This is a genomic window from Mesorhizobium sp. M0136, assembly GCF_040322515.1.
Taxonomy (GTDB): Bacteria; Pseudomonadota; Alphaproteobacteria; order Rhizobiales; family Rhizobiaceae; genus Mesorhizobium.
On sequence record NZ_JAMYTP010000005.1, the window covers coordinates 162,173 to 184,577 of the forward strand.

Below are 22,405 nucleotides of genomic sequence, written 5' to 3' on the forward strand. Positions count from 1 at the left end.
ATGCTGCTTCTGGTCGGGGGCTTTCTTGTCCTGATGCTCATCGGCGTGCCGGTCGCTGTTTCGATGGCGGCCGCCTCGATTCTTTACCTCGTCATCTACGGCGTGGCGCCCGATATCATCGCAGCCCAGCGCATGATCGCCGGGGTGGAGAGCTTCCCGCTGCTCGCCGTGCCCTTCTTCATCCTGGCCGGCAACCTCATGAACATCGCCGGCGTCACCGGGCGCATCTATTCCTTCGCCCTTGCCCTGGTCGGCTGGATGAAAGGCGGCCTGGCGCAGGTCAACATCATCGGATCGGTGATCTTTTCCGGCATGTCGGGTACCGCGCTCGCCGACGCCGCCGGTATCGGCACCATCGAGATCAAGGCGATGAAGGACCACGGCTATCCGATCGACGCCGCGGTTGGCGTCACCGCCGCTTCCGCCACGCTCGGGCCGATCTTTCCGCCCTCGCTGCCCTTCGTCATCTACGGCATGATGGCCAATGTCTCGATCGGTGCGCTGTTCATGGCCGGCATCCTGCCCGGCGTGGTCATGACCATGCTGATGATGATTACGGTTGCCATCTTTGCCTACAATCGCGGCTGGGGCTCCGACACGCCTTTCGAGCTTCGGCGGCTCGCCGAAGCGGCGGGCGAGGTGCTGGTGGTGGCTGCCTTTCCGATTGGCTGTTACGTGCTTGTGCAGCTTGGCCTGTCGATCAACGTCGCGGTCGGCATCGCGCTGCTGCTGCTGATCGCCGCAGACTGGTATTTCGATTTCTCCGCGGTCATGGCGCTGATGACGCCGGTCATCCTGATCGGCGGCATGACGATGGGCTGGTTCACGCCGACCGAGGCGGCAATGGCGGCTGTGATCTGGTCGCTTTTCCTCGGGCTGGTGCGCTACCGCACGATGACGCTGCGTTTGCTTGCCAAGGCCAGCTTTGACACGATCGAGACGACCGCCTCCGTACTGTTCATCGTTACCGCCGCATCGATCTTCGCCTGGCTGCTTACCGTCAGCCAGGCGGCACAGCTGTTTTCGAACTTCATTTTCGCCCTCACCGAAAACAAGTGGGTCTTCCTGATCCTGGTCAACATCCTGATGCTGGTGGTCGGCTGCTTCCTCGATACGATCGCCGCGATCACGATTCTGGTGCCGATCCTGCTGCCGGTCGCCGCCGTCTACGGCATCAACCCGGTGCATTTCGGGCTGATCATGACGCTCAATCTGATGATCGGGCTTTTGCACCCGCCGCTCGGCATGGTGCTGTTCGTGCTGTCACGCGTCGCCAAGCTCTCGGTCGAGCGCACCACCATGGCGATCCTGCCGTGGCTGGTGCCGCTTATCGTGGCGCTGCTTCTGATCACCTTCATACCCGCCATCACGCTTTGGCTGCCGACCGAGATGGGCTTGATCCGGTGAGTGGCCAGGTGATCGCCGCAACGCTGTTCGGCCCGCAGGACCTGCGCGTCGTTGAGCATCCGCTCGAACCGCTGGCACCAGGCATGGTGCGTGTGCGCTTCGGGGCCGGGGGCATCTGCGGCTCCGACCTGCATTATTTCCGCCATGCCCGCACCGGCGACTTCGTTGTGACCTCGCCGCTTGTCCTCGGCCATGAAATCTCCGGCGAAATCGTCGAGATCAACGGCGCGGCACCCGGCCTGGGCGTCGGCGACCACGTCGCGGTCAATCCGTCACGCTGGTGCGGGCATTGTGCGCGATGCCTGGAAGGCCGCGCCAATCTCTGCGAAAACATCTACTTCATGGGCTCGGCATCGAAGACGCCGCATATGCAGGGCGGCTTCGCCAGTCTGTTCGACGTCACGCCCGCGCAATGTTTCAAGGTTCCATCTGATGTGGCCTACCAGGCGGCCGCACTTGCCGAACCGCTGGCGGTCAGCCTGCACGCCGTTGCGCGGGCCGGCGACATCAGGGGCCGCAACGTCGTCCTGTTCGGTGCCGGTCCCATTGGCCTCTTGACCATGCTCGCGGCCAGGCTTGCCGGCTGCGCTGAACTGACCGTCGTCGATATCGCCGCCGCGCCGCTCGCCTTCGCCCGCAGGTTGGGCGCCGACAGGACGATCGACCCTGCCAGCGGGGACGCCGAGATCCAGTCGCTCGCGGCCGGCGGTTCGCTTGATGTGGCGTTCGAGATTTCAGGCACTGCCGCAGGCCTTGCCGCGGCAATCGCCAGCGTCCGGCGCGGCGGCACGGTGGTCCAGGTCGGCAATCTTCCCGGTGGCCAGATCCCGCTGCCCGCCAATGCGGTGATGGCCAAAGAGATCGACCTCAAAGGCACCTTCCGCTTCGGCAGCGAGTTCGGTCGCGCTGTCGACCTCATTGTGTCGCGGGAGGTGGACGTCCTGAAGCTGGTGACGGCGGAGCGCACGCTTTCCTCCGCCCCCGATGCCTTCCGACTTGGCGCCGACCGCGCTCAAAGTGTCAAGGTCGTGCTGACCGCGGACTGATTGAGGATTCGCAACGTCCCTGTTTTTTACGAGCCCATTGGCGCTTCACGGTGCAGGTACAAACAGAGGATGTGCGACGGAGCGGCCTCGCGCCTTCCAAACGTGGCGTGTGGGCCATGCCGGCGCGCGCGAAGATGCTGGACAGGTTCGAACGACCAGGAGCGATTCGTACCTGATTCTATGTTCCTTTCACGACTCTCGGCTTAATCGGCCGGCGGGATTGGGCCGCGCTCTCGAGTGTCAAGGCCAACCGCTTCTCGTCTTCGATGGCGCGATCGACTGCCTCGATTTCCTCTTGGAGGACCTTCAGCTCGACTCCGTAGCTGGAGCCGTCGCTGTCGCCAATTTGAAAGCCACTTGCCCGCATTGCGTCGCGAGTATGGTGCACGTTACGGACTCCTTCGCGTCGAGTCGCGACCAGAATTTCCCTGAATTCTCTAAGACGTTCAACGTGATTGCGAGCCATTTGCGTTCTCCTATTTCGTCGTCATCGTCGCTGACGGCGATTCAGCCCGATAAAAACCTACGGCGCAGAAGGTTTAAGCGCCTCTAAGAGACACGCTCGACAGAGCATGAATGCGGAAGGTCAAATTTGAACGTCTTGCAATAATTTGAAGCACGGCAGCTGGCGAGACGCTTCGGCCGAGCGCCTCTGCTGCTCGACGCTCTTGCTGGTCCTCCGGCTTCAGGATTGCGAGGGTCCATCTGTGAGCGTGCAGCGCGGCATGGTCTCATGTCTGGTAAGCGGCGCAGTCCCGACTACAGTTGGCAGATCGCCGGATTGGCCCATCACTCCCAACGGCGCGCCTGAGATCGCCCGCGCTCGGTCTTATTGGTCCGAAAACCTCACGCTCACGCCGCGCTGCCGAAAATAAGCCTGCATCAACTTGCGGCCCGAGCGATTGTTCTGCGCCAACTTGGTCGGATCGAACACCGCCTGTTTTATCCCCTCTCGTGTGAGCGCTGCCTTGAGCGTCGCGATACCTGCGTCGATGTCGGCATTGCCCGCCCGGAGCGAGGCATAGATACTTTCGGTCGCCTCGGCCACGGTCAGTTCGCTCACAGATGTCGTCCTTTCGTACAGGGCGGCGGCTTAGCATGGATTCGCGGCTCGCCGATACCGATGAGACCGTCATTGGAATCCTGTCGGCGGCGCTGAAGTAGCGGTATTACTCGACCGGCAACGAGGGCGTGCTGCGGCTCGGCGTGATGACATACCTTTATGGGGACCTAGTCTAACTGCGTGAGAGATCGAAAAGACCTTCCACGCCAGCAATTTACCCCGAACCAACAAATCACTGAGGAGACAATTCCCATGAAAGCGATCGTAGTGACGGACCAGGCTGCAGGAACGGCCGGAATGAAGCTGGGCCAGCGGCCCGAACCGCAGGCGGCAATAAACGATATCGTCGTACAAGTTCATGCGGCGGGATTCGTCAACACCGAACTGGAGTGGCCTTCAACCTGGGCCGATCGAGCCTTCCGTGACCGGACGCCGTCGATCCTCGGCCATGAGCTGGCCGGTGTGGTCACGGCCCTCGGCTACGGCACCACGGGGCTTTCAATCGGTCAGCGGGTGTTCGGCCTCGCCGACTGGCATCGCGACGGCACGCTCGCCGAGTATGTCGCCATGGAGGCACGCAATCTCGCGCCACTCCCCGGCGACGTCGACTTCACGGTGGGCGCGAGCCTGCCGATCTCCGGCCTGACCGCGTGGCAGGGACTGTTCCAGCATGGCCGCATTCGGGCGGGGCAGAGCGTTCTGGTGCATGGCGCGGCCGGTGCCGTCGGTTCGATGGTGGCGCAGCTTGCAAGGGAGGCCGGAGCTTATGTCATTGGCACCGGACGCGCCGCCGACCGCCAGAAGGCGCTCGACTTCGGTGCAAATGAATTCATCGATCTCGGGAATGACACCTTGGAAGAGGTCGGCGGTGTCGATCTGGTGTTCGATGTCATCGGCGGCGATATTCAGAAACGGTCCGCAACGCTGGTCCGGGCCGGAGGAACGCTTGTGACAGTCGTCGGACCAACGGATATTCGACCTGCAGATGGCCTGACGGTTGACTTCGTCGTCGAGGCTGATCGAGCCCAGCTTTCGGAGATAGTTCAGCGGATCCGGGATGGACGACTGCGGACGAACATCGGCAAGGTCTCGAGCATGGATGATGCCGTCGCCACCTTCAACTCAACCGAGCGACGCACGGGAAAGACAGTCATCAGCGTTCGTCCGTAAGAACTCGGGGAGAGAGGGCGGTTCCTCTCTCCTCGTCTACTCCCATCAGCAAGATACCATCAGCAAGATAATTGCCTCGGCCATGCCAGTCTTCGCCGCTTAGATTCTCCGTGTCGCGATCGGTGTATTGGCGCTGTTCCCGTTCATCGCGGACGATTGGCGCGACATCGGCAACCTCTCCCTGCACGATTGGTTCCTGGTGATGGTGGCTGTTCGGCATGTTCGGATTCTCGGCGCTAATGCTGTACGGCATGGCGATGGTGCCCGGCGCCGTTGGCGCGACGGTCATGAGCACCACATCCAGGCACGACCGCTTCGGGACCAACCAGACGGTGCTGCTCTTGTGCCCGCCGGGCGAGCCGGGCTACCGTCGGCTCGCCCTGTCCGTCCTGCGCCTCGAGGACGGACGGGTGGCGGAGGCCGTCGAGGTGCCGATGAGGTTTCTGCTCCCGCACGGTTTCAACAAGGACGGGGTCGAATATAGGGAAGGTCGGATGAAGGTCGCGACTGAGCAGGAGTGGCAGGCCGCCCGTAAGGAACTATTGGCGGCCGAGCAGGAGCTGGCGGCGCACGAACAGCGTGTCACCAAGCAGCGGCGGGAGTTGCCCTGGGTCCCGGTCGAAAAGCACTACACCTTCGCCACCGTCGACGGGCCCAAGTCCTTGCCGGAGCTGTTCGATGGCCGCTCGCAGCTCCTCATCTACCACCTGATGTACGGGGAGGACTGGAAGGTGGCGTGCCCGGGCTGCACCTCGGTTGGCGATGGGCTGGGCTGCATGGTCACGCACGTGAACAACCGCGGCGTGACGCTCATCGCGATGTCGCGGGCGCCGCTGGAGAAGCTGGTGGCGACTAAGGCACAGCGCGGGTGGACGATGCCCTACGTGTCGGGTTATGGCGACGACTTCCTGTTCGACTACGGCTTCGCGTTCCGCCGGGAGGAGATGTTCGGAATCGTCCGCGATGAGTTCGACATGGGGCAGCTGCTCCGCGAGGCCCCGCAATGGCTGCAGGACTACCGCGACGACGTCGGTGCGCCGGACCTCCAGTCGGCCGTGTCGGTGAGCGCAGGGTGGAGCGTCTTCGCGATGGAGGACGGAGCGGTCTACAACACCTACCGCCGCTATCCACCACTTGTGGGGCCGCCCTACGCGCCGTTGCTCGAGTTCGTGCCAAAGCCGTGACATCCGCAACTTGCGCGCCTGCCTTGGCGAAGCGGGCATTCGCCAATAGAGAGCGTGTCATGCAAGCACGTGAGCGCTTCTTATCGCGGGGATGTGCCTAAGGCGGACGCCCTAAATCAGCCGCGAGCGAAGAAGACGCAGATGCGGAATTAGCGCGCCGTCCTCGCCGCTTCCGCCTCGGCAGCGCGAGCAAGGTCTTCGACCCACTGCTGATGATAGCGGTAGAGCCCACCGGGGTGCTTGTGTCCGAGCACGTCGAGGAACCACGGGCCCTGCTGCGTCTCTTCCGTCAGCACATGGCAACCCGTGTCCGTGGGAGTGATGACCCAACCGTGATAGGCGGTCGAGCCGGTCTCGTCGCCGTCGACCACCGTTTTCCACGCGAGCCTGTGGCCGGGCTCGCACTCCGTCACGACAAGGCTCATCGGAAATCCAACCGTCACCCGACTGAATCTGGCTCCGAGCGCCAGTTTAGGCTCACCGGTCAGGATCTTGACCTGATCCTCAGGAGGAAAGTAGCTCGACCAGTTCTCGGCGTCGACCAGCAGCTCCCACACCACTTCAGGCGGGGCTTTCACGTCAATGTCATTGAGTGCGTAGATCGACGAAATCTTCGGGTCGAAATGGTCAGGCCATATTACACGATCATACATGGCTCAGGCCTGCTTCTTGAAGAGATCTTTGAAGATTAAAGGCGCCCAGGTGTTTCCTCGCGCCTGAATGAGCAGCCCACCCTCTGCGAGCCTTCCAAGGTTGACCGGTGCATAGCCGAGTTGCTCGACCAGCGTGGACACCACCGGAAGGGCGCTGTCATTGTCGCTGGAGAGAAAAACCACTCGCCGCCAGCCGTCGATGGAGGGCTCCTGAACAAGGACGCCTGCAGGCAGGTGGTTGAACGCCTTGACAAGCGCGGCAGCGCCAAACGCCTTGGCGACCACGGCCGAAGACGGGAGGCTGCCCAAATCGCTTGGTGAGACGCCGTAGGCGTTCGTCACATCGATAATGATCTTGCCCCGCCAGTCCTTGGCAGTGTTCGCAACCTCCCCGTGCGCCCAGAACGGAACAGCCAGCAGGATAATGTCGGCCTTGATCGCTTCGTTCAGGGAGCTGGGGATGACCGTGGTTCCGATGGCCGTTGCGAGCGGCGCGAGCGCCTTGGGCGCACGTGTGCTTGCTATGGCCACTTCGATACCCTTGCGGGCGAACATTTTCGCGAGCGCCTGACCGACGGCCCCGGCGCCTATGATTGCGTAAGTCATTTCATATCTCCAGATCGGCGAATTGCCGGTACATTCTGGAGCTTAGCTAAGGTCGTGGAGCCTCAACCGGGATTGGCGATTTCTCGACAGCGGCTGTGCATCGGCGCACCATTCACGGATTGGTCGCGTCTCGGCGTCCCAATGGAGGTCGACATCCGTGGCCAGGGACAGCGAACTCGAGGACTCCCTCACCCGCATCCGTGAGACGATAGCCTGAGGGTAGCTTCTCGAACAGGTACGCGCCGAGGCGCTGTTCCAGTTGGGCAATGCGTCGCAGCACAGTCGAGTGGTTTACCTTGAGGCGCTCGGCGGCGGCCCGAACCGAGCCTTCCCGCGAGATGGCAAGAAAGTAGCGAACGTCGCCCCAGTCAATCATGTGGTGCAACCTTGCACCGCAAGGTGCGGTGTTGAAACACGTATTAAATAGCAGGAATGGTGCGAATCTCTTCGTCGACTCCACAATTCTAGTTTCGCTGCAGCTCCCATACCTCGGTAATCGGCTATTCTGCGGCATTCGCAGCCAGTGCGAACACCATCCCCTGGGAACAGGCGGTGCGCCAACGCACAGGCGCTGTCGAGAAATCGTCAATCCCGCCTGAGCGCGTTCGATCCCATTTGCTTGCGAGGGGGCGAGATGATCGTCGGTCCTGGACGAACGAAAAGGAGAAGCCGACATGGGAAGACTTGATGGTCGGATAGCCGTTGTCACCGGTGCGGCAAGCGGCATCGGCCTTGCCACCGCGAAGCGGTTTGCGGCCGAGGGCGCAGTAGTCGTGATGGTGGACCAGCACGGCGAGAAGGTTCGACGTGCCGCGCAGGCGTTGGGGCGGGGCCTGGATCCGGTCCTCGCCAACATCACAAAGATGGCGGATCTCGCTGCTCTTCGCGACCACGTCGCCAAGACCTACGGCTTCGCCGACGTCCTGTTTGCCAACGCCGGCGTCGCTACGTTCGCGCCGGTCGGCGAAGTGAGCGAAGAAGCGTTCGATCGAACCGTCACGACCAATTTGAAGGGCACATTCTTCACCGTGCAAACGCTGTTGCCGGTGCTCCGAGACGGCGCCTCGATCATTCTCACGTCGTCCGTGTCGGGCTCGAAGGGCGCTCCGGCTTTCAGCGTCTACTCGGCCACCAAAGCTGCGGTCCGCTCCCTCGCGCGAACCCTCACCTTGGATCTGAAGGCCCGCCATATCCGCGTAAACGCGCTCGCCCCCGGGAACACCGAAACGCCCATCGGCATAAATGCCGGGCTGTCCCAGGAGCAGAGCGATGCCTTTTTCGCGCACACTGCCCTCGACACGCCGCTGGGCAGGAACGGTCAAGCCAACGATATCGCTGCGGCCGCGCTCTACCTCGCGTCCAACGACAGTTCGTTCGTGACCGGCATCGAGCTGACCGTCGACGGGGGCTTTGCGCAGGTGTGAGCCCGGGCCGCTGGCGCTGAGGGGCCGCCGCTAATTTCGGCATCGGCCGACCACTTCGCGCAGGCAGGTAGGGCACTTTTCTCGTTTTTTGTCCCAACACGGAGAACAACATGTTCGAGGCAATCAAATGGCCGGCAGACCTGACGCCCAGCCGATCTCCGATCCATTTCACCAACGAACTTGAGGTCGCGGCCTCTGCTGAAACGATCTGGTCGTTGCTCGTAGATCCCGCCGCTTGGCCTGGTTTCTACCCGGGCGTCGAACACGTGCAGTTGCTTGATGGGCACGAATCGCTTCGCCTTGGCACGCGGTTCGAAACCAACCTGGCCGGCCAGGACGTCTTCGCGTCAGTGCAGGAGTTCGAGCCCATGACGCGCATCGCGTGGGGCGGCTACCCGAAGGCCGCGGTGACTTCGAAGGCCTATCACGCATGGATTATCACACCCACGGCGAATGGATGCCACCTCTGGACCGAGGAGACGATGCAGGGCCCGTTCTGGATCGAATTGGGCAAGAAAGCCCCCGATGTTTTTTGGCGCACGCACGAAAAGCTCCTTGAGGATCTCGCCAAGGTCGCAACCGAACGCACTGCCTCACACATCAAGTAAAACAGCCGTCGCTGTCGCAGTCCGAAATTGAAGGAATAGACTCATGAATATCGATCTTAAGGGCCGCAAGGCCGTTGTAACGGGTTCCACGGCGGGCATCGGTCGCGCCATCGCCGAAGGACTGGCGCGCGCGGGCGCTTCGGTTGTGATCAACGGCCGCGGCGAGGAACGCGTCGCCACAGCGCTTCGCGAGATTCGCGAGCTTTTCCCACAGGCTGATCTGACGGGCGTTGCGGCTGATCTGGAGACAGCCGAGGGGGCCGGAGCTCTGTTCGCACAGGCGCCCGATGTGGATATCCTCGTCAACAATGTGGGCACAGCGCGCCCGAAGACTTTCTTCGATCTCGCCGATGACGACTGGCTGAGCCTCTTCCAGCTCAACGTCATGAGTGGCGTTCGCGCCGCACGCCACTATGTGCCGAAGATGACAGCGCGGGGTTGGGGACGGGTCGTATTCATCAGCAGCGAATCCGCCCTCAACGTCCCGAAAGAGATGATCGACTATGGCATGACCAAGACGGCGCAACTCGCTATTTCGAGGGGGCTTGCCGAAGCGGTCGCCGGAACGGGTGTGACAGTTAACGCGGTCCTCCCCGGCCCAACGAGGTCCGAAATCCTGTCGAATATGATGAGTGAGCTGGCGCACTCGCAAGGCATCAGCCAAGAGGAAGCGGAGCAAGTGTTCTTGACGACGATGCGCCCGACAACACTGATCAATCGATTTGCGACGACCGAAGAAGTTGCCAACATGGTTGTTTACGTTTGTTCGGAGCAAGCGTCAGCGACGAGTGGCGCCGGTCTGCGCGTCGACGGCGGTGTACTTCGGTCAATCGTCTAAAAGTGTACGGATTATAAACCAGCTTCCCTAGCGCGAGTCGACGTCGCCAGTGAGTTCCGTCGCGGCCGAGATCACTTTCACCATCTCGCGCATCCGACCCTGCAGGCGCTCGATGACGGGTTACGGAGCGTGTTGCGGTGGACACCGGTCAACTGGGCCAGGTTGGCCACCTTCACACCCAGGGCCTGCGACAGCTGCTTCGGCGAGATATAAGGCGTGCGCGGCTCGTCAAGGCTATCGACAAAGCCTGAAACCACCGTGGAATGTGCGAGCTGTGCTTGGCAGGTGAACAGAGGCCTGACGCCTTCCAGCACACTGCTTGTCCGTCCTCATCCGTAGCAGTTGTTAGCGCACCACTACCACACTGCGGAACCCGACCAATGCGCCATCGCCTGTGCGCTTGATCACGCGTCCGTTGTGGACAGCGATGGTCGGGTCGATCAGGTCGCTGCGCAGTGCCCGCAACCTGGCCAAAGTACGGTCTTCATCCGCGCTCGCCACCCGGCTGTACCCGACCACGTCGGCGGCCAGGATCGCGGCTAACTTGCGGTTCTCGCTCACTGGGGGGCATCTCCTCGTGTCCATAATAACGGGAAGACACGTGATTACTGAAGGCCCGCTTCTGATAATCCGAGCCTCGAAGCTGCCAATCCGCCTCCAGCTCCAAATCGAGACCCCTCCTTGCTCGTCGCAAAGTATCGTCAATGCGCCATGCGACCTTCCAACTTGAGACTGAAACACATCGTGGCCCTCTCTTTTCCGTTAACGGTGAGCGAGGCGTTTGATCGGGTGGAATCTAGCGCCGTAGATAGGACAAAACATCGAAAAACATTGGAATTCATGTGAATGCCGCGAAGCCAAAGCGTCCTCCGGGCCCACCGCTATCATTATTTCAATGCTTTATAAGATAGTTCGCCACGAGGTTCGCCGATTCGTTCAGGCCTCTACTACTATTGTCGGCGCGCCGGGCCTGGCATGGCCGATGATGCGAGCCGAAGGATAACCGTCCGCCACGATCCTCTCGACGAGCGCCGCTGCGCAGTTGGTCTCGCAAGCAACCAGCAATCCGCCCGAAGTCTGTGGGTCCGTGAGAAGATGGCGTCGCCACTCGGGCATGCCCGGAGGCAAGCTTACCGCGTCGCCATAACTCGCCCAGTTGCGCCACGATGCGCCGGTAACGTGGCCGTCGACCGCGAGCGAGGCAGCTTCGGAAAACAGCGGCACGTCGCGGCTGCAAATTATCAGCGTGCACCCGGAACCGCGTGCCATCTCGAGAGCATGTCCGAGCAAGCCAAACCCGGTCACGTCGGTGACCGCGTGGACGCTCGCGTCCTGCGCCAGCTCCGATCCGATCCGGTTGAGAAGGGTGGTGGAAGCGATCATTTCGCGATAGCCGCTCTCGGAAAGCGCCTGCATCTTGATGGCGGCGGAATAGATGCCGACACCGAGGCTTTTCGTCAGGATCAAGGTGTCACCCGGCCTGGTATCAGAATTGCGTCGGATATCCTCGGGTCGGCACGTGCCGATGACTGCAAGGCCGTAAATCGGCTCCGGCGAGTCGATTGAATGGCCGCCGGCAACCGGGATTCCGGCGTTGGCGCAGACAGCTTCGCCACCTTTCAGGATTTCGCGGGCCGTGAGCGTCGGGATCTTGTCGAGAGGCATGCCGAGTATAGCCAACGCCATGATCGGCCGGCCACCCATCGCATAGATATCAGACAGGGCGTTGGTTGCGGCAATCCGGCCGAAATCGTAGGGGTTATCTACCATCGGCATGAAGAAGTCGGTGGTCGCTATGACGCAAGTCGCGCCGTCGAGCTGCCAGACTGCCGCATCGTCGCCGGTCTCCGTGCCGACGAGAAGCTGATGATAGGGACTGGCAGCCGCCGGATCGGCGAGAAGCTGCTGCAGCACTGACGGCGCCAGCTTGCAGCCGCAACCGCCGCCATGGGCGAGGCTGGTCAGGCGCACAACGGGCGCTTCCGTGACTTCAGGCGAGAGGGCGATTGCCATGGTCGTCGAGCCTCCTCTGCTGCCACGCTTTAGTAGGGATCAAAGTCAACCGGAATGGAAAATACGATCGCCCGACGCACGGCACGTTTGGAGCACGCTTACTCTCAGCGGATTTTGTTGAGTTAGGAAAGGCAAGGACCGTATCCAGCGTGCGAGGCACCGCCGTCATTGGGTATAGATCGAAAGGCGCCCCGACCCGCGGGAGCTGTTTCATCGCCACGCTTTACTTTATTATAATACGTTCGTTTTCGTCAATCGCAGTCGCGGTCACGAAAACAAGACAAGAAATTCGACAATAATACACAGTGCCGATTTGCGGGCACGAACCTGCTGCGGGAAGGCCGTTCGGAGGGCACTTTTGCTGCACCGTACGCACCTCGTTCTTTGGCATTGATTTTATCTGGTCCGAGACTAGTTACCCGGATTGAACCGTTGGTTCGAGTTGCCTTGTGGGGCATCGGCTTCGGGAGGAAACCATGAACATCGATCTTTCTCGACGCGCGTTCCTGCAAACAGCAGGCGCGGGTCTCGCCGGTACTACGCTGGGAGCCCTCGGCTTCGGCGATAGCGAGGCCGCACACGCGGCGGCCATACGGTCCTTCAAGCTCGCGAACACCATCGAAACACGCAATACCTGTCCATACTGCTCGGTGGCTTGCGGCATAATCTTGTATTCGAAGGGTGATCTCAGAAAGGGCGAGCCAGCCGAGATCACCCATATCGAGGGTGACACTGATCATCCGACCAATCGCGGCACCTTGTGCCCCAAAGGGTCGGCCCTGCTCGGATTTGTCAAGTCGCCGACCCGTCTGCAACATCCGATGATCCGCAAACCGGGCTCGGACAAGTTCGAGCCGATAAGCTGGGAAGACGCACTCGGCCGCATCGCCCGCCTGATGAAGGACGATCGCGACAAGAACTTCGTCGCCACGAACAATGACGGCGTGACGGTCAACCGGTGGATCACCACCGGCTTCCTCGCCGCCTCGGCTTCGACCAATGAAACCGCGTTCGCGACCTACAAGGTGGTCCGCAGCGCGGGCATGCTGGTGTTCGACAACCAGGCACGTGTCTGACACGGCCCGACGGTGGCGAGTCTCGCCCCAACATTCGGCCGCGGCGCAATGACGAATTCCTGGACCGACATCAGGAACACGGATCTCGTCGTCATCATGGGCGGCAATGCCGCCGAAGCGCATCCTTGCGGCTTCAAATGGGTCACGGAGGCGAAGGCCAACCGCGGCGCCAAGCTCATCGTCATCGACCCGCGCTTCACGCGCTCGGCTTCGGTATCGGATCTCTACGCGCCGATCCGCCAGGGAACGGACATCGCCTTCCTGCTCGGGCTGATCAACTACTGCATCCAGAACGACAAGGTGCAATGGGACTATCTGAAGGCCTTCACCAACGCGACATATGTTGTCAAGGAGGGCTTCACCTATCAGGACGGCCTCTTCTCCGGCTATAACGAGGCGAAGCGAGACTATGACAAGTCCAGTTGGGACTATGACATAGGCTCGGACGGCTTTGCCGTTGTCGACGCGACATTGGCCAATCCCCGCTGCGTCTGGAATCTGCTCAAGAAGCATGTCGCGGTCTACACGCCGGAGATGGTCGAGCGCATCTGCGGGACACCGAAGGACCGGTTCCTGAAGGTGGCCGCGATGGTCGCCGAGACGTCGTCTCCGACCAAGGCGATGACCTCGATGTACGCGCTCGGCTGGACGCAACACTCGAAGGGCTCGCAGAACATCCGCGCCATGGCGATGCTGCAGCTTGTTCTCGGCAACATCGGTATACGCGGCGGCGGCATGAACGCGCTTCGCGGTCACTCCAACATCCAGGGGCTGACCGACCTCGGGCTGATGTCGAACCTGCTGCCCGGCTATCTGACGCTGCCGACTGAGAAGGAGGTCGATCTGGCAGCCTACATGTCGACCCGGGGCTTCAAGCCGCTCCGGCCGAACCAGATGAGCTACTGGCAGAACTACAGGAAGTTCTTCGTAAGCTTCCAAAAGTCGATGTGGGGCAACGCGGCAACACCGGAGAACGATTTCGCCTATGACTTCCTGCCGAAGCTCGACCTGCCGGGCTACGATCTGCTGCGGGCTTTCGAGCTTATGCACCAGGGCAAGATGAACGGCTATTTCTGCCAGGGCTTCAACCCACTACAGGCAGCTCCGAACAAGAAGAAGGTGATCGAGTCCCTGTCGAAGCTCAAATACCTCGTCATCATGGATCCGTTGGACACCGAGACGGGCCGGTTCTGGGAGAACCACGGGCCCTACAACGATGTCGATCCGTCGCAGATTCAGACGGAAGTCTACCAGCTTCCCTCCACCTGCTTCGCCGAGGATGACGGCTCGCTGGTCAATTCGGGGCGCTGGCTGCAGTGGCATTGGGCCGGCGGCACGCCCCCCGGCGAGGCCAAACGCGATACCTGGATCATGGCGCAGCTCTATTTGCGCCTGAAGGAACTCTACACCAAGGAAGGTGGTGCCTTCGCCGATCCGATCGTCAAGCTCAACTGGCCTTATGCCGATCCCGGCGATCCAAAGGCCGAGGAGCTTGCCCAGGAGATCAATGGCAGGGCGCTCGCCAGGGTAACCGACACGGCCGACCCGACAAAGGTGCTGGCCGAGGCCGGAAAGCTCTTGCCGGGCTTCGCCGCGCTGCGCGATGACGGCTCCACCTCCTGCGGCTGCTGGATCTATTCCGGCTGCTTCAACGAAAACGGCAACAACATGGCCAGGCGGGACACCACCGATCCTGACGAAACCGGCGCCTATTCCAAATGGGCGTTCTCATGGCCCGCCAACCGCCGCATTCTCTACAACAGGGCGTCGGCTGACCTCGCCGGAAAGGCTTGGGATCCAAGCCGCAAGGTGATTGAATGGGACGGCACGAAATGGTCGGGCTACGATGTCCCCGACATCTTGCCAACGGCAAAGCCCGATCAGGTAGGCCCGTTCATCATGAATCCGGAAGGCGTCTCGCGCCTCTTTACCCGGGGCATGATGCGCGACGGACCATTCCCGGCGCATTACGAGCCATTCGAGTCGCCCATCGCGAACCCGATAGCTCCCAAAGTCCGCGGCAACCCCGCAGCGCGGGTGTTCGAAGGCGATATGGCCCAGTTCGCCGAATCGGCTTCGCAGGAGTTCCCCTACGCGGCGACCTCTTACCGACTGACCGAGCATTTCCACTTCTGGACCAAGCACGTCATCACCAATGCGGTGATGCAGCCGGAGTTTTTCGTGGAAATTTCGGAACAGCTTGCGGCCGAGAAGGGCATCACCAACGGCGGCTGGGTGCGCGTCTGGTCGAAACGCGGTTCCGTTGTGGCGAAGGCCATGGTGACCAAGCGGATCAGGCCGCTCACCTGCGATGGCAAGACCGTCCACATCGTCGGGATACCGCTGCACTGGGGCTTCACGGGAGCGGCGAAGAAAGGCTTCGGCCCGAACATGCTCACCCCCTTTGTCGGCGACGCCAACATCGAGACGCCGGAATACAAGGCGTTCCTTGTCAACATCGAGCCCATCGCCGGGCCGGTAGCGCAGGAGGCGTAAGCGATGTTTCCTCCACTTCCAAATCCTTCGACGACGAATACCGCACCGCGTTTTTCCGACAAGGACCTCATCCGCCGCTCTGCCTCGAGGGTTCCTGCGCCCGAGCAGCACTTGACGGAGGTCGCCAAGCTCATCGATGTTTCGAAATGCATCGGCTGCAAGGCGTGTCAGACGGCCTGCATCGAGTGGAACGACACGCATCCGGAGATCGGCTTCAATGCCGGCGTCTATGAGAATCCTGCCGATCTCACGCCGGACATGTTCACGCTGATGCGCTACAGCGAATGGGACAATCCCGAGACGAACGAACTCGAATGGCTGATCCGCAAGGATGGCTGTATGCACTGCGCTGACCCGGGCTGCCTCAAGGCTTGTCCGGCGCCGGGCGCCATAGTGCAGTATTCGAACGGTATCGTCGATTTCGTCCATGAGAACTGCATCGGCTGCGGCTATTGCATCAAGGGTTGCCCGTTCAACATTCCGCGCATCTCCAAAGTCGATCACACGGCCTACAAATGCACGCTCTGCTCCGACCGCGTGGCTGTCGGCCAGGGACCAGCCTGCGCCAAGGCCTGCCCGACCCAGGCGATCGTGTTCGGCACGAAGGACGAGATGAAACAGCACGCCGACGGCCGCATCAAGGACCTGAAATCGCGCGGCTACTCGAATGCCGGCCTCTACGATCCGCCCGGCGTCGGAGGGACGCATGTGATGTATGTGCTGCACCATGCCGACCAGCCGGAACTCTATTCTGGTCTGCCGAAGGAGCCGAAGATCAGCCCGCTCGTGGAGGCGTGGAAGGGCGTGACCAAATATGCCGGCCTCACCATTCTCGGCGTGGCGGCCGGCGTCGGCCTGCTTCACCATCTGGTCATGGGACCGAACAGGGTTGCCGAGACGGATGAGGAGCATGCCGAAGAGCTGACGGAAGGCGACTACGATGGCCGCGTATGACGTGAAGCCGAACGAGCAGGTACATCCCGGCAAGCCAGTGATCGTGGACCGCTACACGGTTGGCGCGCGGATCAACCATTGGATCACGGCGGCCAGCCTGATCCTGCTCGCCTTGTCCGGCCTTGCCATGTTTCACCCGAGCCTGTTCTTCCTGTCGGGGCTGTTTGGCGGCGGCCAGTTCACGCGCTTCATTCACCCGTGGATCGGCGTCTTGCTCTTCTTCAGCTTCCTTGGGCTTTTCCTTAGGTTCTGGAAGGCCAATTTGTGGAGGCCCGAGGACGGAACGTGGCTCGCACGTTTCCGTGACGTATTATCCAATCACGAGGACAACGTCCCCGAAGTCGGCAAGTACAATGCCGGCCAGAAGCTCGTCTTCTGGTCAATGTCGATCCTCATCATCATCCTGATTTCGAGCGGCATTGTCATCTGGCAACAATATTTCGCCGCTTACACCACGATCGGTCAGCAGCGGGTGGCGCTGCTTGTCCATTCGATCGCTGCCGTGGCGATCATCGGCGTGTGGATTATCCATTTCTATTCGGCCATCTGGGTACGCGGCACCATTCCCGCCATGACGCGCGGACGGGTGACCGGCGGCTGGGCTTGGCGGCATCATCGCAAATGGCTGCGTGAACTGATCGCACGCAAACCGGACGGACGTTCGGGATCGAATCCCGCCGAATGAGCGGGCATTTATTTTTGCGCAATTCCGGACGGAAAGCCGTTATACTTTTCGTAGAATTGCGCTGGAGCAGTATCAAGCCGACCACGTGGCCCGTGAGGTTCGTGAGGTTGAAATGCCAAGGCAACAAGATCCGTCACGCCCTGACCCGACTGTAATCGGCGAGGTCTCGGCCCCACCCTTTGCGCGCCTGCCTGATCCGCGGACCTTGTTCATTCGCCGCTCCGAACGATTGAATGTGTTGGCGGATGACCACCAGCTCGGCCCCTATCTCCGCTTCCTCGCTGCACTGACGGATGCGCAGCACCGCATCCAGGACGGCTTGCCAGATGTCGAATTGCCGACCGCGGAGGCGCGCGAGCGTGCACGAACCTTCAGTATGCCGCCGCTCGATCGCAACCAATTCACTTCGGATGCCGCCCTTGGAATGACGCTCGGCCGCCTGTTCGAAGTGGTAGCCACGATCGAAAAACCCGAGGCGGCCGCAGCCGCCTTGGACAGGCTCGCGAATATCGATGCGTTCGGGGTCGAATCCATGGTGCGCAATGTGCTCACCGATGCGATCCCAATGAACGCGCTTGCCGAGCATGTCTATGTCGCGGCCGCGCTGCAGGTTCACTTCGCCCGCCTCGCGGCATATCTCGACAGCTCGAAGCTGGTTCCGGTTGCCGACGGCGCCTGTCCGGCCTGCGGTGGGCCGCCCGTATCCTCGATCATCGTCGGTTGGCACGGCGCACACGGGGCGCGGTTCTGCGTCTGCGCGCTGTGTGGAACATTGTGGAACCACGTCCGTATCAAATGTACGCTGTGCGGCTCGACCAAGGGGATAGGCTATCAGGAAATCGAGGGAGGCTCTGGCACGGTCAAAGCCGAGACCTGCGATGCATGCGGCTGCTATGTAAAGATCCTATCCCAGCACAAGGAACCGGCTCTCGATCCGGTCGCCGACGACGTGGCGACGCTCGGCCTCGACCTGCTCATCCGCGAGGGTGGCCATCGCCGCGGATCGTTCAATCCGTTCCTGGTTGGCTACTGACGATACGATGACCACTTCATCCGCAAACCCTTTACGCAATCTTCCGTCGGTCGACCAAGTGCTGAGGACCCCGCTGGCGGTGGCCGCAATCGAGCGCTTCGGACGGCAGGCCGCGACGGAGGCCATTCGCCGAGCCGTCGCCGATGCGCGAATGGCCTCCCGCAATACCGGAGCGATCGTGCCGGAGGCAAATGATCTTGCCGGCGACGCACTCTTGCAGCTCAAGGATGGCGAACGACCTTCCCTGCGGCCCGTTTTCAACCTGACCGGAACGGTGCTGCATACCAATCTCGGACGTGCCCTCCTTGCGAAGGAGGCGGTCGATGCTGTTCGGCTGGCAATGAGCGAAGCGGTGGCTCTCGAATTCGATGTCGAGAACGGCGGGCGCGGCGAACGGGACGATCATCTTCGATCGCTCGTTTGCGAGCTGACCGGAGCCGAGGATGCAACCGTCGTCAACAACAACGCGGCCGCCGTCCTTCTCGTCCTCAACACGCTGGCGCTCGGTCGCGAAGCGATCGTTTCGCGGGGCGAGTTGATCGAGATCGGCGGCTCTTTCCGGATGCCCGAGATCATGACGCGCGCCGGCGCCAGGCTTGTCGAGGTCGGCACCACCAACCGCACGCATCGCAAAGACTATGTCGCGGCGATCGGCCCGCAGACCGGGCTCATCCTCAAGGTGCACACATCGAACTACCGGGTCGAAGGATTCACGGCCGAGATCCGGGCACCCGAGCTCGCTTCAATCGCCAAGGTGCATGGGATACCGCTGGTCCATGATCTCGGTTCGGGCACGCTGGTAGATCTAGCCCGCTACGGCCTTCGGCGCGAGCCGACCGTGCGCGAGGCGGTCGCCGACGGCGCCGATCTCGTCACATTCTCCGGCGACAAGCTGCTCGGCGGTCCGCAGGCGGGTTTCATCGTCGGCTGCAGGGACCTGCTCGCAGCGATCCGCCGCAACCCGATGAAGCGGGCGCTCAGGGTCGACAAGCTTCGTTTGGCCGCGCTCGAAGCGACGTTGAAGCTCTACCGCGACCCAGACCGCCTGGCCGAGCGCCTGCCGACGCTAAGGCTGCTCTCGCGCTCGGTGAGGGAGATTGCAGCGCAGGCAAAGCGCCTTGCTCCCCTGGTTGCTGACGCCGTGGGCGAAGCCTTTGCGGTCGACACGGTGGAGTGCCGGAGCCAAGTCGGATCCGGCGCGCTGCCGCTCGAAACTGTGCCAAGCGCCGGGCTTGCACTCAAGCCGCGCTCAGGGAGCGGCCGGGCGCTCGAAGCGCTTGCGGCTGCGCTGCGTGGGCTGGGCGTCCCCGTGATCGGGCGCATCGAAAACCAGGCGCTCGTGCTCGATTTGCGCTGTCTGGAAGACGAGGCGAACTTCATCGCCAATCTTGCCGGCTTAAATCCGGGAGGAACCGATGCGCTGGCTTGATCGCCTTGCGCGCCGCCCAGCCGAGACGCCTGTGGCCGCACGCATGACCGAGGCCCTCGAAGCCGCGCGGCGAGGCGACCATGCCGTGGCTCTCTCCATATGGGAGCCGCTCGCTCGCCGGGGCGTTGCCCGCGCTCAGAACAATATCGGCGCCTGCTTCGCCGAAGGGCTCGGCGTCAAGCGTGATGCGGAAATGGCCTTTCGCTGGCTGGCGCTCGCCGCCGAGGCAGGGGATCCTGTCGGGCAAAGAAATTTGGCGTCGCTTTATTTCCGCGGCGAAGGCGTCGAGCAGAACTTTCGCCGGGCGGCCGAGCTCTATCGGGCCGCAGCGGAAACTGGCGACGGACCGGCGCAGGATATGCTGAGCTGGATGCTGCTGGAGGGCGAAGTGATGCTTCCCGATGTCGGCGAGGCGCGACGCTGGGCGCTTGCCGCGGCCGACCAAGGCATCGCATCCGCGATGACCCGGATCGGCATGCTTTATCACAATGCGCTCGGCGTGCCGCGCGATCCCCACGAGGCTGTCCGCTGGTGGCGCCGTGCTGCCATGCGAGGAGACGCGGAAGGGCAGGCAATGCTCGGTGCCGCCTGCCATCTTGGCACGGGCGTGCCGGCTGACGCGGTCGAGGCGCTGGTTTGGCTCCTGCGTGCCCAGGCAGGCGGCAGCGCCCTTGCCGGCCGCTATCTGGCTGCGGTGCGGGCCGAATTGAGCGCGGGCGATGCCGCCGAGGCCGAGCGTCGCGCCGCCGCGCCGTGGCCGGAGGCCGCATCATCATGATCGTTGGCACGGCGGGACATGTCGACCATGGCAAAACTGCGCTGGTGTATGCGCTGACCGGTATAGACACCGATCGTTTGCAGGAGGAAAAGACACGCGGCATGACGATCGATCTCGGCTTCGCCTATTTGCCGGTGCCGGGGGGGGATAGCATTGGTTTCGTCGATGTTCCCGGGCACGAGCGTTTCGTACACACGATGCTGGCCGGCGCCAGCGGCATCGACTTCGTGTTGCTCGTGGTGGCCTCCGACGACGGCGTCATGCCGCAAACCCGGGAGCATCTCGCCATCGTCGATCTGCTCGGTGTCAAGCGCGGCGCCGTCCTGCTCACGAAATGCGATCTGGCCGGTCCCGAGCGCCGCACTGCGGTGGCGAACGATATCCGCTCGGTGCTTGCCGGGACGATGCTTGCCGAGGCCCACCTGATTCCCGTCTCGGTCGTTACAGGCGAAGGCATCGATGAACTCAGGTATCTCTTGTTCGAGGAGGCGTCGCATCTTGTCCGGCGTGCAGTTTCGGGCCGTTTTCGATTAGCGGTGGACCGCTCGTTCACGCTGCGCGGCGTGGGCACCGTCGTGACGGGCACCGTGCTTTCGGGTTCTCTCGGTGTTGGGGACAACGTGGTCGTAAGCCCGTCAGGATTGCTTGCGCGGGTTCGATCGATCCACGCCCAGAACCGGCCGGCCGAACGCGGTCGGGTAGGAGACCGCTGCGCGCTCAATCTGACCGGCGAAAGGGTTTTCAAGGAGGCGATCCGGCGCGGCGACGTTATTGTCGATCCGGAGCTTCACGCGCCGTCGGACCGGATCGATGCAAGCCTTCGCGTTCTGCCGGGTGAACGCAAGCCGATCGGCCAATGGTTTCCGGTGCGGCTCCACCATGCCGCGACGGAGGTCGGGGCACGCATCGTACTCCTCGGAGACGAACCGATCGGGCCTGGCGGCACGGCCAATGTTCAATTGGTGCTGGACAGTCCGATCGCGGCCGCTGCCGGCGACGTTTACGTGGTGCGCGACACCTCCGCGCAGCGAACCATCGGCGGCGGACATTTTCTCGATCTGCGGGCGCCCAGCCGCAAACGCCGCGCGCCGGAACGGCTGATCCAACTCGATGCCCATGCGCTATTGGCGCCCGAACTGGCCGCCGCCGCACTCCTTGATGCGCCGCCCCACTATTTCGACCTGAAGGCTTTTGCGCGCGACAGGGCGCTTAGTGACTGCGAGATGGAAGGCCTGATCGATCAACTCGGGCTTGTCCGTTTTACCGTCGGAGAAATGCTTCTCGTGCTGTCGCCGGAGCGCTGGTTGCGATTTAAGCGCGACTTGGCCGCGACCCTGGTGACCTTCCATGCCGACAATCCGGATTTGCCCGGCGTAGGAATGGAAAGACTGCGTATTGGGCTTGATCCACGTCTGCCGGCCTCCTCTTTCATAGCAGTTCTGCGGAGCCTTTCGCACGCTGGAGAAGTTGCCTTGGACGGCGCCTGGGTGCGACTACCCGGTCATGAGGCGCATCTGACGGCAAAGGATGAAACTCTCTGGCTGCAGATCCAGCCTCTCATTGGCGGACCCGAACGATTCCATCCGCCGAGGGTGTGGGATATTGCCGAGGTGCTGGGCTCGCCGGACACCGAAATCCGGCGGCTTCTGAAGCTTGCCGGCCGCATGGGGAAGGTCCACGAGGTCGCTCATGACCATTTCTTCCAGCGCGAGGCATTGGCGCAGATCGTCGAGATCGCGCGCGACCTCGCTGCGTCGATGCCTACAGGGCAGTTCACCGCTGCTCAATTTCGCGATCGCGTGGGCAGCGGACGCAAGGTCGCCATCCATATCCTCGAATTTCTCGATCGGCACGGCGTGACGCTGCGGCGGGGAGACTTGCGCCGTCTAAACAGGCGCAGGCTGGACCTGTTCCGCCTGACAGGCGAGGGTGAGCCGCCGAT

19 protein-coding genes and 4 pseudogenes are annotated in these 22,405 nt (G+C 62.2%); 14 read left to right on the forward strand and 9 right to left on the reverse strand.

Going from position 1 to position 22,405, the window contains the following annotated elements; genetic code table 11:
- Both NKJ35_RS07920 and NKJ35_RS07925 read left to right on the forward strand, forming a co-directional pair.
- On the forward strand, window positions 1-1,407 hold the full coding sequence (locus tag NKJ35_RS07920; protein ID WP_254818544.1) for a TRAP transporter large permease: 1,407 nt from the start codon (window positions 1-3) through the stop codon (window positions 1,405-1,407).
- Window positions 1,404-2,453: an L-idonate 5-dehydrogenase gene (locus NKJ35_RS07925; RefSeq protein ID WP_352646067.1), complete on the forward strand. Its 1,050-nt coding sequence runs from the start codon at window positions 1,404-1,406 to the stop codon at window positions 2,451-2,453. Before NKJ35_RS07920 ends, NKJ35_RS07925 begins: the two co-directional genes overlap by 4 nt.
- 178 nt (window positions 2,454-2,631) lie before the next feature.
- Here the strand turns inward: NKJ35_RS07925 and NKJ35_RS07930 are convergent, their stop codons facing one another.
- Entirely contained in the window at window positions 2,632-2,919 is a 288-nt protein-coding gene (locus NKJ35_RS07930; protein WP_254818635.1) for a hypothetical protein, read from the reverse strand.
- A 363-nt stretch (window positions 2,920-3,282) separates the two neighbouring features.
- On the reverse strand, window positions 3,283-3,516 hold the full coding sequence (locus NKJ35_RS07935) for a hypothetical protein (protein WP_352507602.1): 234 nt from the start codon (window positions 3,514-3,516) through the stop codon (window positions 3,283-3,285).
- Window positions 3,517-3,768: 252 nt separating this feature from the next.
- On the opposite strand from NKJ35_RS07935, the gene NKJ35_RS07940 reads away from it, so the two are divergent.
- A complete protein-coding gene (locus tag NKJ35_RS07940; protein ID WP_352646069.1) occupies window positions 3,769-4,686 on the forward strand; it encodes an NADP-dependent oxidoreductase in 918 nt (305 codons plus the stop codon).
- Here the strand turns inward: NKJ35_RS07940 and NKJ35_RS07945 are convergent.
- Window positions 4,670-4,975, reverse strand: coding sequence for a hypothetical protein (locus tag NKJ35_RS07945; protein ID WP_352646071.1), 306 nt, complete (start codon window positions 4,973-4,975; stop codon window positions 4,670-4,672). The two genes, NKJ35_RS07940 and NKJ35_RS07945, sit on opposite strands and share 17 nt — an antisense overlap.
- Here NKJ35_RS07945 and NKJ35_RS07950 point away from each other — a divergent pair.
- Window positions 4,974-5,870, forward strand: coding sequence for a DUF899 family protein (locus tag NKJ35_RS07950; protein WP_352646073.1), 897 nt, complete (start codon window positions 4,974-4,976; stop codon window positions 5,868-5,870). The two genes, NKJ35_RS07945 and NKJ35_RS07950, sit on opposite strands and share 2 nt — an antisense overlap.
- Window positions 5,871-6,019: 149 nt before the next feature.
- On the opposite strand, the gene NKJ35_RS07955 is transcribed toward NKJ35_RS07950, so the two are convergent.
- The 3 genes and pseudogenes from NKJ35_RS07955 to NKJ35_RS07965 form a co-directional block, all read right to left on the reverse strand.
- Entirely contained in the window at window positions 6,020-6,523 is a 504-nt protein-coding gene (locus tag NKJ35_RS07955) for an SRPBCC domain-containing protein (protein ID WP_352646075.1), read from the reverse strand.
- Window positions 6,524-6,526: 3 nt separating this feature from the next.
- Complete coding sequence (locus tag NKJ35_RS07960; protein WP_502904622.1) at window positions 6,527-7,144, reverse strand: NADPH-dependent F420 reductase; 618 nt, start codon at window positions 7,142-7,144, stop codon at window positions 6,527-6,529.
- Window positions 7,145-7,298: 154 nt separating this feature from the next.
- Window positions 7,299-7,505, reverse strand: a pseudogene (locus NKJ35_RS07965) (helix-turn-helix domain-containing protein); the annotation flags it as partial.
- Window positions 7,506-7,803: 298 nt separating this feature from the next.
- On the opposite strand from NKJ35_RS07965, the gene NKJ35_RS07970 reads away from it, so the two are divergent.
- From NKJ35_RS07970 to NKJ35_RS07980, 3 genes are all read left to right on the forward strand, one after another.
- Window positions 7,804-8,553 (forward strand): SDR family NAD(P)-dependent oxidoreductase, encoded by a 750-nt coding sequence (locus NKJ35_RS07970; RefSeq protein WP_352646079.1) that lies wholly within the window; start codon window positions 7,804-7,806, stop codon window positions 8,551-8,553.
- A 110-nt stretch (window positions 8,554-8,663) separates the two neighbouring features.
- Window positions 8,664-9,161 (forward strand): SRPBCC domain-containing protein, encoded by a 498-nt coding sequence (locus NKJ35_RS07975; RefSeq protein ID WP_352646080.1) that lies wholly within the window; start codon window positions 8,664-8,666, stop codon window positions 9,159-9,161.
- Window positions 9,162-9,204: 43 nt separating this feature from the next.
- Window positions 9,205-9,999 (forward strand): SDR family NAD(P)-dependent oxidoreductase, encoded by a 795-nt coding sequence (locus NKJ35_RS07980; RefSeq protein ID WP_352646082.1) that lies wholly within the window; start codon window positions 9,205-9,207, stop codon window positions 9,997-9,999.
- Between the two features lie 39 nt (window positions 10,000-10,038).
- On the opposite strand, the pseudogene NKJ35_RS07985 reads toward NKJ35_RS07980, so the two are convergent.
- From NKJ35_RS07985 to selD, 3 genes and pseudogenes are all read right to left on the reverse strand, one after another.
- Window positions 10,039-10,310, reverse strand: a pseudogene (locus tag NKJ35_RS07985) (hypothetical protein); the annotation flags it as partial.
- A 46-nt stretch (window positions 10,311-10,356) separates the two neighbouring features.
- Window positions 10,357-10,560 (reverse strand): annotated as a pseudogene (locus NKJ35_RS07990) (adenylate/guanylate cyclase domain-containing protein); the annotation flags it as partial.
- A 375-nt stretch (window positions 10,561-10,935) separates the two neighbouring features.
- Complete coding sequence (gene selD, locus NKJ35_RS07995; RefSeq protein WP_352646084.1) at window positions 10,936-12,012, reverse strand: selenide, water dikinase SelD; 1,077 nt, start codon at window positions 12,010-12,012, stop codon at window positions 10,936-10,938.
- 476 nt (window positions 12,013-12,488) lie between these two features.
- On the opposite strand from selD, the gene fdnG reads away from it, so the two are divergent.
- The 7 genes and pseudogenes from fdnG to selB all read left to right on the forward strand — a co-directional run.
- Window positions 12,489-15,584 (forward strand): formate dehydrogenase-N subunit alpha, encoded by a 3,096-nt coding sequence (fdnG, locus tag NKJ35_RS08000; protein WP_352646086.1) that lies wholly within the window; start codon window positions 12,489-12,491, stop codon window positions 15,582-15,584.
- 3 nt (window positions 15,585-15,587) lie between these two features.
- Window positions 15,588-16,538: a formate dehydrogenase subunit beta gene (gene fdxH, locus NKJ35_RS08005; RefSeq protein ID WP_352646088.1), complete on the forward strand. Its 951-nt coding sequence runs from the start codon at window positions 15,588-15,590 to the stop codon at window positions 16,536-16,538.
- Window positions 16,525-17,223, forward strand: coding sequence for a formate dehydrogenase subunit gamma (locus NKJ35_RS08010; RefSeq protein ID WP_352646090.1), 699 nt, complete (start codon window positions 16,525-16,527; stop codon window positions 17,221-17,223). The genes fdxH and NKJ35_RS08010 overlap by 14 nt, the downstream gene beginning before the upstream one ends.
- Before the next feature lie 112 nt (window positions 17,224-17,335).
- Window positions 17,336-18,256 carry a formate dehydrogenase accessory protein FdhE gene (gene fdhE, locus NKJ35_RS08015; protein WP_352646092.1) on the forward strand — a complete coding sequence of 307 codons (921 nt, stop codon included), beginning with the start codon at window positions 17,336-17,338 and terminating at the stop codon, window positions 18,254-18,256.
- A gap of 7 nt (window positions 18,257-18,263) precedes the next feature.
- Window positions 18,264-19,685, forward strand: a complete 1,422-nt coding sequence (gene selA, locus NKJ35_RS08020; protein WP_352646094.1) for an L-seryl-tRNA(Sec) selenium transferase — start codon at window positions 18,264-18,266, stop codon at window positions 19,683-19,685.
- Entirely contained in the window at window positions 19,672-20,463 is a 792-nt protein-coding gene (locus NKJ35_RS08025) for a tetratricopeptide repeat protein (RefSeq protein ID WP_352646096.1), read from the forward strand. The genes selA and NKJ35_RS08025 overlap by 14 nt, the downstream gene beginning before the upstream one ends.
- Window positions 20,460-22,295, forward strand: a pseudogene (selB, locus tag NKJ35_RS08030) (selenocysteine-specific translation elongation factor); the annotation flags it as partial. The gene NKJ35_RS08025 and the pseudogene selB, both read left to right, overlap by 4 nt.
- Between the last annotated feature and the right edge of the window lie 110 nt (window positions 22,296-22,405).